General features: G+C 62.0%; 11 protein-coding genes. 6 read left to right on the forward strand and 5 right to left on the reverse strand.

Going from position 1 to position 13,088, the window contains the following annotated elements:
• Positions 1–377 precede the first annotated feature (377 nt).
• Positions 378–653: a hypothetical protein gene (locus AC07UR_RS27705; RefSeq protein ID WP_173423127.1), complete on the forward strand. Its 276-nt coding sequence runs from the start codon at positions 378–380 to the stop codon at positions 651–653.
• A gap of 219 nt (positions 654–872) precedes the next feature.
• Complete coding sequence (locus AC07UR_RS27710; RefSeq protein WP_209790071.1) at positions 873–2,645, forward strand: tetratricopeptide repeat protein; 1,773 nt, start codon at positions 873–875, stop codon at positions 2,643–2,645.
• A 38-nt stretch (positions 2,646–2,683) separates the two neighbouring features.
• Here the strand turns inward: AC07UR_RS27710 and curA are convergent, their stop codons facing one another.
• The 5 genes from curA to AC07UR_RS27735 form a co-directional block, all read right to left on the reverse strand.
• A complete protein-coding gene (gene curA, locus AC07UR_RS27715; RefSeq protein ID WP_209790070.1) occupies positions 2,684–3,712 on the reverse strand; it encodes an NADPH-dependent curcumin/dihydrocurcumin reductase in 1,029 nt (342 codons plus the stop codon).
• On the reverse strand, positions 3,709–3,870 hold the full coding sequence (locus AC07UR_RS27720) for a hypothetical protein (protein ID WP_209790069.1): 162 nt from the start codon (positions 3,868–3,870) through the stop codon (positions 3,709–3,711). Before AC07UR_RS27720 ends, curA begins: the two co-directional genes overlap by 4 nt.
• Positions 3,871–3,937: 67 nt before the next feature.
• Complete coding sequence (locus AC07UR_RS27725) at positions 3,938–5,299, reverse strand: O-acetylhomoserine aminocarboxypropyltransferase/cysteine synthase family protein (RefSeq protein WP_209790068.1); 1,362 nt, start codon at positions 5,297–5,299, stop codon at positions 3,938–3,940.
• A gap of 42 nt (positions 5,300–5,341) precedes the next feature.
• Positions 5,342–6,379: an isopenicillin N synthase family dioxygenase gene (locus AC07UR_RS27730; protein WP_209790067.1), complete on the reverse strand. Its 1,038-nt coding sequence runs from the start codon at positions 6,377–6,379 to the stop codon at positions 5,342–5,344.
• Between the two features lie 425 nt (positions 6,380–6,804).
• The gene (locus tag AC07UR_RS27735; RefSeq protein ID WP_209790066.1) at positions 6,805–7,515 is read right to left on the reverse strand and encodes an SDR family oxidoreductase; all 711 of its coding nucleotides are present in this window, start codon (positions 7,513–7,515) and stop codon (positions 6,805–6,807) included.
• Positions 7,516–7,624: 109 nt separating this feature from the next.
• Here AC07UR_RS27735 and AC07UR_RS27740 point away from each other — a divergent pair, with 109 nt between their 5' ends.
• From AC07UR_RS27740 to AC07UR_RS27755, 4 genes are all read left to right on the forward strand, one after another.
• Positions 7,625–8,524 (forward strand): LysR family transcriptional regulator, encoded by a 900-nt coding sequence (locus AC07UR_RS27740; RefSeq protein WP_209790065.1) that lies wholly within the window; start codon positions 7,625–7,627, stop codon positions 8,522–8,524.
• A gap of 119 nt (positions 8,525–8,643) precedes the next feature.
• Positions 8,644–11,010: a helix-turn-helix transcriptional regulator gene (locus tag AC07UR_RS27745; protein ID WP_234941767.1), complete on the forward strand. Its 2,367-nt coding sequence runs from the start codon at positions 8,644–8,646 to the stop codon at positions 11,008–11,010.
• 186 nt (positions 11,011–11,196) lie between these two features.
• A complete protein-coding gene (locus AC07UR_RS27750) occupies positions 11,197–12,225 on the forward strand; it encodes an ABC transporter permease (RefSeq protein WP_209790064.1) in 1,029 nt (342 codons plus the stop codon).
• A complete protein-coding gene (locus tag AC07UR_RS27755; protein WP_173423119.1) occupies positions 12,225–13,085 on the forward strand; it encodes an ABC transporter permease in 861 nt (286 codons plus the stop codon). The genes AC07UR_RS27750 and AC07UR_RS27755 overlap by 1 nt, the downstream gene beginning before the upstream one ends.
• Positions 13,086–13,088 lie beyond the last annotated feature (3 nt).

Consider the following 13,088-nt stretch of genomic DNA (forward strand, 5'->3'; position numbering starts at 1 on the left):
CGCGTTGGCGGTTCATGAAAAAGCGGCCGCGGCGAAAATCCGCTGGCCCGGTCAGCGATGCATGATCCGATGCGTGCCAGCGGCGTGGTTCCGCGCCTTTATGCAGCCTGCGTCAAGCGGTCGGCACCAATGTAACTGTTACGTACTTCCGCACGGACCAGGTTCCTGCAAATCTGCAGCGCAGGAGAGAGGTGCAGGCGGAAGTTGGTCATCTGCCTGTCCCGAGACTGTATCCGTCAGATAGGCAAATCTCAACGAGACGCTGGCAATCAGAGTGGCGGTGACACCGCTCGATCTGTGCAAGATGCGCGTGAAGGAGGTCTTCGCGCGTAGGTGTGGCATGAAGCATCGATCATCGTTCAATCGGGTAGAGCACAATGCCCAACGAAGCCAAACAACGGGGACTTTTGAAGCTGATGCTCAAGCTTCCGGCGCTGCGCGGCCAGTTGCAGCTTCTGACTGCCAAGAACATGCCGCTCGCCAGTCTTTGCGAGGCCTATGACGAGGCGGACGCCATGCTTGATCGCCAGCGCCGGCGTGATCCGCAGGATACTTCGATGGTGTCGGAGTACGAACTGATCTGCCTGGAGATCGAAGAGGAAGTGATTTCCATCTGTCTTGCCAATGCAGATAACAAATCTAATCCAATGTGATTAGTTATTCATTCGTATGGCATCGCCCTGTTCTATCGGTTTTCCCCTGAGAACTCAGTGGTTTTCAAGTCCGGACACTGTTTCATTTTGAACCTGCGGCGTTTCTTTGAAAATGTTTTGTGACGGGTCAATATTTCACTTCCCGCTGCCCGGTGTGTGATCTAGAGTTCACCTCGCATTGGCACTCTCTTTCGGGTTGTAGGTAGATGGGGGCGCGGTATGAAAACAGGAGAAGACGCGGACCGAGCGGCTTATTGCCCTGTTGCCGAACGCTCGGCCAGAGCCGAACTCGATCGCATGCTAAGCGATCCGCGCTTTCACGGCACCGAGCGCCACCGCAAACTGTTGCGATACCTGGTTGAAGAGTTCTTCGCCGGGCGGTCAGCGTCGGTGAAGGCCTATACGATCGCGATCGACGTCTTTGCCCGGCCGAGTTCGTTCGATCCGGCAACGGACCCCATCGTTCGGGTCGAGGCGTCGCGACTTCGCGCTGCATTGGCACAATACTATGAAGCGCTTGGCGATGAAGCCACGCTGCGTATCGAGCTGCCTAAGGGCAACTACGTGCCGCTCTTTGTCCGGTCTGATGGCAAGCCGTCGCAGGTTCTGCTCGCTCCGCCGCCGATATCCTCTTATGTGCCGGAGCCGCCCGAGCAATTGTCTTTGACGGCTGTTGCTGGTCGTCGTCTATCCATGGCGAACGTTGCCCTTGCCGGCGCAGGGGTTATGGCGCTTGCTTTTGCCTTTTATGCTTCGACGGCCGATCAATTTCCCTGGAAGCCGATCCTGTCGGAAAAACCGACCATCATCGTCGATGTTGAACCGCAAAAATTGAAAGGCAGCGAAGAGCGGCGCAGGGTCGGGGGCTATCTGGTCCACGCGCTGTCGCAGTTCTCGTCGGTGCGGACGCTGGCGCAGGAGCCGCCTGAGGGCATCGACGTCGCATCGGTGACTGGCTGGGTTGCGCCCAGATCCGTTGTCCGCCTTGCCGGCAGCAAGGAGTATAAACTGTCGATCAGCTACAACATGGCAAACGATGCTCACGAGCTTGCCTGGCAGGTGGTAGACCCGCAGAGCAACGAGGCCTTGCGCTCCGGCGCCTCGAAACTGACGCTCGAAGATGGCGGGAACGTCGAGGAAGTCCAGCAAGCCCTTCTGGTGCGACTTGCGCGCGCGCTTGCGGGTGAAGACGGTGTGGTCACCAGTCTGGAGACGGCACGCCAGATAGCAGCGCCGTCGCTGGGATATGGTTGCGTGTTGCAGGCCGATCTGGCGCTGGCGCGGGCTGATGCTGAAAATTTCGCGAATGCGCTCGCTTGCCTGGAGCGCTCGCTCGCCTACAAGGCAAATGATCCCGATGTATCGGCCAGCCTGGCCATGGTCCTGGTGGCGACGGGTGAGGCAGGCGCCTCGCCGACCGTTGGCAACAGAGCACTGAAGCTTGCCGACAGAGCTGTCGCGCTTGCTCCCCAGGCGAGCCAGAGCTACGTGGCGCAGATGATGGCGCGTTTTGCGGCCGGTGACCGGGAAGCTGCCTTTCTGTCGGGACAGCGCGCCAGCGCACTCAATCCGCTGGATGAGGCTATCCCAGCCAGAATGGGTCTGTTGCAGTACATCTCCGGCCATTGGTCCGAAGGCCTGAGGCTGGCGCGACTGGCAGAGGAAAATGGAGAGTATACGCATCACGACGCGGCTTTGACGCTGGCCCTCGATGCCTATCGAGGGCGCCGTTACGAAGAGGCCCTGCTTCGCGTGCGCCAGCTTGCAAACTCGTCGGACCGGGCCGTCAATCTGCTGCGACTGGCTGTCGCCGGTCAGCTTGGATTGACGCAGGAGGCGACCAGCGCTCTTGACGAAATGCGTTCGGCGGAAGGTCCGCAGCAAATCTCGCTGACGGCTGAGCCGGCTATGAGGAGTTATGCACCGGAACTGGCCGCGTCTATTGAAGACGGCCTCGGCAAGGCCAGCCTCGGAATTGTCGGAAATCCTTAGGCGTCGGGCGGCGGCACCGCGTGCCGCCGCTCCGGCTTTCACGCCTCGTCGGCAACGCGGATGACGAGCTTGCCGAAGTTGCGGCCTTCCAGCAGGCCGATGAAAGCGGTCGGCGCGTTTTCAAGACCGTCGACAATATCTTCCTGATAGCGAACCTTGCCCGCGGAAATCCATGCGGCCATTTCGCGATAGAAGTCGGGGCGCTGGTCGACGAACTCCCTTTGGATGAAGCCGCGTATCGACAGGCTCTTGCTCAGAACGTCGCGCATGACGGCGGGAAGGCGGTCGCCACCCGTCTGTTCGCCGGGGCGGCTGTTGTACTGCGCGATCAAGCCGCAGACGGGAACGCGGGCGAAATCGTTGAGCAGCGGAAACACCGCATCCCAGACATGCCCGCCGACATTCTCGAAATAGACGTCGATGCCGCCGGGGCAGGCTGTTGCCAGTTGCTCGGCGAAATCGGCTGCGCGGTGATCGATGACCGCGTCAAAGCCGAGTTCGTCGCGAACGAACGCACACTTCGAAGCACCTCCGGCAATCCCGACGGCACGCGCGCCCTTGATGCGGGCAATCTGGCCAACGGCCGATCCCACGGCGCCGCTTGCTGCGGCAACCACCACCGTTTCGCCCGCCTTCGGCTTGCCGATCGTCAAAAGGCCGGAATAGGCGGTAAAGCCCGGCATGCCCAAGACGCCGAGCGCGGTTGTAAGGGGTGCTGCCTGCGGGTCGAGTTTGCGCAGGCCCACACCATCGGAGAGCGCGTAGCTTTGCCAACCGGAATGGGACAGCACGAAATCGCCCTCGGCGAAATCCGGATGGCGTGACCGTACGACGCGGGCCACCGTTCCGCCTTCCATGACGCTGCCGATCTCGACGGGCTTTGCGTAGGATTTTCCGGCATTCATACGCCCGCGCATATAGGGGTCGAGCGATAGATAGAGGATCTTCAGCAGGATCTGGCCTGCGGCAGGTTCCGGTATCGCGGAATGGCCGATCTCGAAATCATCCGCTTTTGGCTTGCCGTCTGGGCGGGAAGCAAGAAGGACCTGGGTATTTTCGGACGTCATGGCGTTTCCTTCCACCACTGGCGCAGCCCGACCGTGGCAGCGCAGCAGGTATGATGTTTCTGTTCGGGCCTACCTTCGCGGGCGCTGCGCAAGACGGCAAGCCGCGACTTCTGACCCTCGGGCGCATCCTCGATCTGCGCAAGTACTGAGGCGGTCACCCAGCATGCCAAAGGCCCAACCGTTGCTGACGGTTGGGCCAAAGAGCAGATTGTGGACGTCGCCGGCTCAGGCGGCGTCAATGGCCTGTTTCAGGTCGGCGATGATGTCATCGGGATGCTCGATGCCGATCGACAGCCTGACATAGCCAGGCGTGACGCCGGTTCTCAGTTGGTCTGCCTCGGAGAGCTGCGAGTGGGTCGTCGTTGCCGGATGGATCGCGAGCGACCGCGCGTCACCGATATTGGCGACATGGTAGAGCAGCTGCAGCCCGTCGATAAAGCGACGGCCAGCCTCGCGTCCGTCTTTCAGCTCGAAACCGACCAACGCGCCGAAGTGGCCATTGCGCAGGTATCTTTCGCCCCGCGCCTTGGCGACGCCTTCCTGAAACTTCGGAAAAATGACCCGCGCCACCTTGGGATGCGAGCGCAGGAAGTCGGCGACCTTGATGGCGTTTTCGCTGTGCTGGCGGATGCGTAGCGGCAAGGTTTCCAGCCCCTGGATGAACTGGAAGACATTCTGCGGGCTGATGGCAGCACCAAGGTCGCGCAGCAGCACGGCACGGGCGCGCAGGATATAGGGATGAAAGTCGATCGTGGCGGCCTTCTCAAGCCAGGTCTTTCCCTGATAGCTCGCGTCCGGTTCGTGCAGATTGGGATGGCGCGCGGCATGGTCGTGCCAGGGAAAGGTGCCGCTATCGATGATGGCGCCGCCAATCGAGGTGCCGTGTCCGCCGATATACTTCGTGGTGGAATAGACGACGATCGCAGCACCATGATCGAACGGCCGAATGGTCAACGGTGCTGCCGTGTTATCGATGACAAGCGGAATACCGAACCGGCGGCCGATCTCGGCGACCTCGCCGATCGGGAAGACCTCGAGGCTCGGATTGGGAAGGGATTCCGCGTAGTAGGCCCGCGTCTTGTCATCGGTCGCCGTGGCAAACGCCTCGGGATCGGACGCGTCGACGAAGCGTACTTCGATGCCGAAACTTTGTAGCGTCGAGGCGAAGAGCGCCCAGGTGCCGCCATAGAGGCCGGCGGCGCTAACGATGTTGTCTCCTGATCTGGCAAGGTTGAGGACGGCGTAGGCCGACGCCGCTTGGCCGGACCCGAGCGCCAGTGCCGCCGCACCGCCTTCGATTTCGGCAAGGCGCTGCTCGAATGCGTCCTGCGTCGGGTTGGAGACGCGGGTGTAGAGATGGCCAGCGGCCTCGAGGGCAAACAGTTTGTCGGCGCCGTCTGTCCCCGGCAACTGGTAGGAGGTCGTCTGATAGATCGGCACGGCGACCGCGCCGGTGACCGGATCGAAACGATAGCTGCCGCCATGAAGCGCCAGTGTTTCGGGCTGAAGAGGCCGCGACGTATCGCGCAGGCCGTTCGGCGCCTTGACTTCGACTGCAGGTTCCTCAGGCTTTTGATGGATCGTCATGGATTGCTTCCTTCAGCGGTTGAGCGGTTGCAGTTGCATTGTTCAGGCTGGCACCGGCACCTTCAGCTGTTCGACCAGATCGGCGTGGTGGGCAGCAGCGACGTCGGGGTGTGATCTCAGGCGTGATTTCAGGACGTTGCGCCCGACTTCGTGGAACAGAGGGTTGAGCGGGTCCTGCGTCACACCGCGAACTTCTGCGCCAAGCTCGGGTGGCAGATCGAGAACTGGAATGGTGGAAGCGAGGTTGGCGCCGAGGAAGAAGGCGACCGAGCGGCGATCACCACCGGCGGGCGGCGTGACCACGCGATGAACATTGGCAAGCAGGTAGCCGTTCGATGCCAGCTCCAGAAGCTCGCCGACATTGATGACGAAGGTGCCGCGCTTCGGCGGCGCATCGATCCAGCCGCCCTTGCCGTCGTCGACTTGCAGGCCGCCGACTTCATCCTGAAGCAGGATGGTGACGAAACCGCCGTCCTTGTGGGCGCCGACCCCCTGGTCGCTTTCCGTCTTGTCTCGGCCAGGATAGCGGATGATCTTCAACAACTGATTGGGCCCGTCGCGGTAAATCGGCTCGAATACGTCGGCGCGCTGACCGAGCGCCTCGGCGAAAACCTCGATCAGGCGGATGCCAAGGCGGGTGACTGCCTCGATCCAGGCGAGGATCGCCGGCTTCAGGTCGGGCAGGGCGTCAGGAAACTGGTTGGGACCGACCAACCGTTTCCACGGCGCATCGCCAGCGTTGAGCTCGATGCGTTCGCGCTCGGGCCCGAAATCGACCTGTTCGCGCCAATCCTGCGTGCCCCGGGTGTATTCGAGGCCGGCGCGATTGTAGCCGCGAAAGTGCGACGACTTGCGCATTTCGATCGCCAGCTTGTCCTGTTCCGGCAGAGCGAAGAAGCAACGCGAGAGATCGAGAACGCCATCGATCTGCTCTAGCGCAATCCCGTGCCCCTCCAGATAGAAGAAGCCCACCGAGCGGGCGACGCTGCGCAATTCGTCAAGCGCCGCCGCCCGCTCGGGATGGCCCGCCGCAAAGCGTTGCAAATCGAGAATCGGAAGGGATGAGTTGGCGTTGGTCAATGGAAGGCTCCTTCACTGTCTGTGCTGCGGCGCTGCCGTCTTCATCTGGGTGTGTCTGCACACTGCTGTTGTGGCTGGCCGCAAATGGTATGAGAAGCCTACCTGTTGTTGGCGACCTTTCAATATTCTCTATTGAAATTATAGACTAAATATCGCGACGTTGGCGCAAGAGCCGTCCGGACAACGATTGAGCTGCGAGAATTTTCAACCTTTGGGGTTTTGCCGAGAGATTTGCCGCCGGCGCTGGACAACAACGCGTTGCAAGCGACAGACATTGAGCGGCTGACTTCAGGTGTCTCGGACCCACAAAAGCAACGGAAAGCAGCCGCTCTTGATCGAGCGATACGGCGCCGCGGCCTTGCCCATTCCCGATACGACGGGAATGGTGTTGACGTGATGGGAGCGGTCAATCACCGCGGTTGGGCTCAACGCAAGGCAAAGCCCCCGTCGGGGTAAAGCGTCGAGCCGTTCATGAAGCCGTTCTCCATGAGGTAGATGACAGTGTGCGCCACCTCATCGGTGGTGCCGACCCGCTTGAGCAGCGCAGCCTCGCCATAGCTGGAGAAGGAAGCCTCCCGGACGGCGTCCGGCTGACGGCGCCACAGGTCGCTGTCGATCGTGCCGGGCGAAATGACGTTCACGCGGATCGGCGCTAGTTCGACGGCGAGCGCTCGCCCGAGGCCTTCGATCGCGGCATTGCAGGCGCCATAGGCGGCACCTTCTGCCGCCGGCCTGACGCTGTAGGCGCCCGCCATCAGGGTAATGGAGCCGTTGTTATCCAGGTACGGCAACGCATGCTTCACCGCATAATACTGCCCCCAGAACTTCGATCGGAAGGAGCTTTCGGCGACCTCGTCGGACGCCTTGTCGATCCGTCCGCGCGAGTAGGATGCGCCTGGCGTGAACAGGTGGTTGATCGGACCTGCCTGCTCGAAGAAGCGGCGCAAGGAGTCCTGATCGACATTGTCGACCGTCAGCGCGCGGCTGGCCGGACCGAGCTTGCTTGCCGCACGCTGCAGCTTTTCCGCGTTGCGCCCGCCGATAACCACGTCCGCGCCAAGGTCGATCGCGCGCTCGGCAACGCGCAGGCCGATGCCGGAGCTGCCGCCGATGATTGCTACTCTCTGCTTTCTCATTCTGTTGGATCCCTAGGATGTCAATGAATGGGCGCACTATATCCGCGAACAAAAATCGCTTATGAGAACAGTTTTCGCAGTAACTGCGAATGGAGTTCTGGAGTGTGTCATGCTTCCCGGCGATCATCTCAGTGCGATCCGAGCCTTCATGCAGGCCTCGCGGTCTTCCAGTTTTTCCGAAGCTGCCGAGCGGCTTGGCCTTTCCACATCGACGGTGGGCAAGGCTGTTGCCCGGCTTGAGAGCCAGCTGGGCGTGCGTCTGTTTCAGCGCAGCACACGTCATCTCGCACTTACCGAGGAAGGCAGAGTGTTCCTCGATGGTTGCGAACGCGCCGTGGCGGAACTGGCCGCGGTCGAGTCCGCGCTTGCCTCGCGCATGGATGAACCCGCCGGCCGCCTCAACGTGAGTTTTCCGGAATTGCTCGGCAGGCGGATTGCCGGGCCATGCCTGATCGGCTTGGCCGCCGACCATCCGAAACTCGAACTCGATATTGCCTTCACCAATCGGCTTGTTGATCTGGTCGAAGAGAACATCGACCTCTGCGTGCGTGTCGGGGAACTTGCCGGCGGTGGCGACCTGATGGTCAGAAAACTCGGTGTGCAGCGCCTGACGCTTTGCGGTGCGCCGGATTATCTGGCGAAGCACGGGATGCCGTTGCGCCCGGCGGAGCTTGCTGCGCATCACGGCGTGACGCAATCGCGTGGGCGCGCAGCAGAGACCTGGAGGTTTACTGAATCCGGGCAGACGAAGCACATCGACGTTCGCAGCGCGCTTTGCATTGCCGACCACGCCTTGATGGCGGACGCAGCCTGCCGTGGGCATGGGCTCGTGCAGTTGCCGACCTGGATTGTCGACGATGCGGTCGCAGACGGTCGGCTCGTTCCCGTTCTCGAGGCCTTTGCGCCCGTGCCGCTGCCCATCTTTGCCCTTTGGCCGCATCGGCTCGGCACGACCCCGCGCGTGCGCGTTGCGGTCGACGCCCTGGTCGATCGTTTTCGCGATTTCTAGCAGCGCAGCGAATAATTGGGGCCGATGTTGGCCGGCCAGTCTATTCCGCCTTTGCCAACCCGAGCGTCCTTGTCTAGGTTTCGCCGACAACCGCGCTTCGCCCGATGGGCAGAGAATGAATGGCTGATACGCCCCACAAAACGATCGACATCCGGCGAGACGGTCTTCTGCGACGCATCGTGATGGCGGCAGAACCGATCGTGGTTCTGGACGCCGTTGCGGGCATGGGAAAGTCGACGCTTTTGTCGCAACTGGCGTCCCATCTTCAATGTCGCATATGGCGATCGGCGCGTTCTCCCGGCGAGGACGATTTTTGCGATGGCGTGCTGCTCTGGGATCTGCCGCCGGACACGCTGGAAGCCGAGATTCCCGCAATCTGGCGCGATGAGGGACGACGCGTCGTGATCGCGAAGCGGCCGTATACCCGCCTCCTCGGTCTCGATCGGGCGATTGCCTACCGCAAGGCACTCTGCCTTGGTGCTCAGGATCTCTGCTTCTCACGTGGCGAACTCGAGGCAACCTGCGGCAGGGCGGCGGTCGGGCCGCTGTTGGCGGAGACTGGAGGGTGGCCGTTTCTGGTTGGGCTGTTCTCGCGCGCCTCGCGGGAAGAGGCAGCTGTCACCCGCTTTCTGGCAGACGATGTCCTGAGTGAAACGGCCGATTTCGAACTCGTCCAGCTCAGGCTCGCCCAGCAGGCGGCAAAGCCGGCTGCCAAGGCCAAAGAAGCTGTGCCGGCCTATCTGCAGGCAAGTGGCATTGCCGGTCCGCTCGCCACAGCGGTTGACATGGTGCTGGCTGAGCGTCTCGAAGACGGCACGCGTGTCCCGGCGATATCAACTGCCTATGCGGCGCACGGCATGCAGACAGAGGCGATCGCCGTGCTGCAGCGCGCGGGGCTTCACGAACTGGCGGTTCGCGCCTTCATCGCGAACTTCGGCCGGTACTACATCTTCTTCCACGGCTCGGAAGCGTTCGACCGGGTACTCGCCGGGTTCCCGGCCGAGTTGGCGGCGCAGAATGAGGGAATCGTCACCGCACTTGCGATGCAGGCGCTGAAGCGCGGCGAGGTGCTGCGCGCGCAACGGCTGCTTGCTGATTGTTACGGCTCGCGCGCCAACAATGTGCTGAAGGTACTGAGTGATCGTGCCGCATTCTCAGCCGCATTCCGCTCCTTCCGCCTGGTGATGCTGATCTACGAAGACGTCGTGCTCGGCGATGATCTTCTGGAGCAAGCGACGACGCTCCTGTCGGAGTTCCCGCTGGACGCCGATCTTGAGCGCGGCAGCATCTACAATTCGATCCTGGAATTCTACATTCGCCGCCGCCGGTTCGCCGTCGCACAGGACATCGCCGATCGGGCGCTCTTCCATTACGAGCGCGCGGGCGTGCCGCTTCTGTGCTTCTACATCAACCTGCATCAGGCGATGATGCACCTGATGAGCGGCGATGCGGTGCGTGCCCGCAGGAACGCGGTCGACGCTGCCGAGCAATTGTCGCGCGTGCCGTTCGAAAGCCCGATGGATGCGCGACTGCTCGCTTTGCTACAGGCATGCGTTGAGTACGAGGACGGCAAGCCGGAGCCACTGGCGCGCTTCCTGACCTCCGAAATGGATGACTTTTCGCATGGTGAAATCTGGCCGAGCCTGATCGAGTTCGCCTTGCAATATGGCAGCCAGGCGCTGAGCGAGCATTTTTCGATGATCGCCGCACGCGGCTTCCTCGATCGCTGGCGCGCCTATCAGGTTTACAACAGACAGTTCCGCCTGATGATCGAGGTCCGCGACGCCGTTATCCTGCAGAACGGCAACCGCTGGCAGGAAGCGGCAGAAAAGCTTGCGGCAGTGCAGGCGCGGATCAACAGAACCTGGGTGGAGGCGGCGGTTGACGAACTGACCCGCCTGCAGGACCGCGACGAGATCGCCCTGGCAGTCGTCTGGCTGCGCCATATCGTCTTCGAAATGCCGGGGCGCGTGCATCTGGACCGTCAGCTTACGGCGCTGGCGAGCAACCTCAACCTGACGGGCCGTCAGCGATTGTGCATCGAGGTCTGGCAGGCCTATGTCGCCCGTCGCCGGCACAACCTCACGAGCGCGCGCGCCATCCTGCAGAAAACGTTCGAGAATGCGGCGCGGCTTGGCACCATTGCGCCGCTGTCGGAAGAGCGGCAATTCCTGCGGGAACTGACCGGCGACCGGCGCATCAGCGACTTCCTGCAGACCACGCCGACGTCCCAGCAGATCCTGCGCCGGCTGCGCGACACCGGCCTGCCCAACACTCCGCTCGGCGAAAAGAACGGCCTGACCCGGCGCGAAACCCGCCTGCTGCTGATGATTGCTGAGGGGGCGTCGAACAAGTTCATCGCCCATGCCCTGGGCTTGAGCGAGGCCACGGTGAAATTCCACCTCGGCAATCTCTATCGCAAGCTCGGTTGCAGCCGCCGACGGGAAGCGATCATCGCTGCAAAGGCGCTCGGCGTCATTTCCTGATCAGGTTGCAGTCCGCGCGATATACGCCGTTCGCTCGTTCGGCCGATACAAGAACCTATACCTTTCTTGTAAAAACCTATCCTTTCTAGCCGTTGTGCAAACGACCCTTTCGGCTTGAAACTGCCCTCGACCGCAAAAAGCGGCAGACAGGCCGGACGATAACCGGCTGAGGGGAAAGGGTTGCCAATGGGCAATTATTACGTCGCCTTGTTTGCGCGGCGCGCGGTCGGCTTCCTGATGGTGCTGTTCGTGTTGTCGCTGATGATTTTCGTGCTCGCCCGCATCGTTCCGGGCGACCCGGCACGCATGGCCCTCGGTCCGAGCGCAACGCAAGCGCAGGTCGACCAGCTTCGCCAGCGCATGGGCCTCGATGAGCCGCTGATCACCCAGTATGTCAGCTATGTTAGCCATGCGGTGACCGGCGACCTCGGACGTTCGATCGTGTCCGATCGGGAGGTCAGCGCCGACATCGCCACCTTCCTGCCGGCGACGCTGGAGCTTGTGATCGTCACCATCGTCATCATTTTCGCGGTGGCCGTGCCACTCGGCGTTTTGACGGCGCGCTACAGGAACAGCTGGATCGACAATAGCGGCCGTTTCTTCTCGCTCATCGGCGTCACCATTCCGAGCTTTCTCTTCGCGGTGACTCTTCAGATTCTCGCGGCGGATCATTTTCCCTCATGGCCGACGCTCGGCCGGGTCGATTTCCAGCTCGGCGCACCCGCTGGCCCCACGGGTTTCCTGCTGGTCGACAGCCTGCTTGCTGGCCGCCCGGACGTGTTTCTGAGCGCCCTCCAGCATCTCGCCTTTCCGGCGCTGGCGCTGGCAATGGCCGGCATCGGCCAGATCACCCGCATCACCCGCTCGGCAATGATCGACCATCAGCGCCGCGATCATGTGTTGACGCTGAAATCCTTCGGTGTGCCGGACCGCGTTATCGTGTTTCGCTATCTGCTGAAGCTGTCTTCGATCGCGCCATTGACGATCATGGGGCTCGAATTCGCCTCGCTGATCGGCAACGCCTTCGTCGTCGAAATGGTGTTCTCCTGGGGCGGCTTCGCCTCCTACGGCCTCGACGCCATCCTGCAGAAGGACCTCAACGCCGTCATGGCCGTGGTCCTCGTCTCGGGCATTTTCTTCATCGCCGCCAATCTCGTCATTGACCTGATCATCAGCATCCTTGACCCGCGGCTTCGCTTCAAGGAGGCCCGCTGATGCAGGATGCAACCCGCCTGTCCGCCGGCTACATGACCTGGTACCGATTCAGCCGGAACCCGGCCGCCGTCATCGGCGCGCTGATCGTGCTTTCGGTCATCGTCATGGCCATCTTCGCGCCGTTGATCGCACGCTTTCCCGAACATGTCGGCGCCGTCGTCGACTTCCGCAACCGCCATATGCCGCCGGATGTCGACAACTGGTTCGGCACCGACAAGGCCGGCCGTGATATCTTCTCGCGCACGGTCTTCGGTTTCCGCGTCTCGCTGTTGCTTGTCATCGGCGTGCTTGGCGTGGCTGTCCCGATCGGCTCGGCGCTGGGCATGATCGCCGGTTATGCCGGCGGCCTGACCGAGCGGCTCCTGACCGGTTTCACCGACATCATGCTGGCGATCCCACCGCTGGTGATGGCGCTTGCCATCGGTAACGTGCTCGAGCCCAATCTGGTCAATGCCATGCTGGCGATCACGCTGCTCTGGTGGACCTGGCATGCGCGCCTCGTCTATCGCGTGACAAAATCGATCGCGGCGGAAGACTATATCGAGGCAGCGCGGCTCGCCGGCGCCAGCCACCTGCACATTCTCGCCAAGGAGATCCTGCCGAACTGCATCTCGGTCATCTCGGTCAAGACGACGCTCGATGCCGCCTTCGTCATCCTCTTCGGCGCGACGCTCTCCTTCCTCGGCCTCGGCGTGAAGCCGCCGACACCCGACCTCGGCTCGATGGTCGCCGACGGCCGGCAGTTCCTGCCGGAGAAGTGGTGGGAGGTTCTGGCACCCGGCTTTGCCATCTTCTACGCCACGCTCGGCTTCAACCTGCTCGGCGACGGGCTGCGCGACATGTTCGATGTGGAGGCCTGAGAC

The sequence above is a fragment of the Ensifer sp. GW821-FHT05G01 genome, from assembly GCF_059419585.1.

Coding starts and splice junctions, on each gene's coding strand:
- AC07UR_RS27705 (WP_173423127.1), top strand. CDS start 378: ATGCCCAACGAAGCCAAACAACGGGGACTTTTGAAGCTGATGCTCAAG.
- AC07UR_RS27710 (WP_209790071.1), top strand. CDS start 873: ATGAAAACAGGAGAAGACGCGGACCGAGCGGCTTATTGCCCTGTTGCC.
- curA (WP_209790070.1), bottom strand. CDS start 3,712: ATGACGTCCGAAAATACCCAGGTCCTTCTTGCTTCCCGCCCAGACGGC.
- AC07UR_RS27725 (WP_209790068.1), bottom strand. CDS start 5,299: ATGACGATCCATCAAAAGCCTGAGGAACCTGCAGTCGAAGTCAAGGCG.
- AC07UR_RS27735 (WP_209790066.1), bottom strand. CDS start 7,515: ATGAGAAAGCAGAGAGTAGCAATCATCGGCGGCAGCTCCGGCATCGGC.
- AC07UR_RS27740 (WP_209790065.1), top strand. CDS start 7,625: ATGCTTCCCGGCGATCATCTCAGTGCGATCCGAGCCTTCATGCAGGCC.
- AC07UR_RS27745 (WP_234941767.1), top strand. CDS start 8,644: ATGGCTGATACGCCCCACAAAACGATCGACATCCGGCGAGACGGTCTT.
- AC07UR_RS27750 (WP_209790064.1), top strand. CDS start 11,197: ATGGGCAATTATTACGTCGCCTTGTTTGCGCGGCGCGCGGTCGGCTTC.
- AC07UR_RS27755 (WP_173423119.1), top strand. CDS start 12,225: ATGCAGGATGCAACCCGCCTGTCCGCCGGCTACATGACCTGGTACCGA.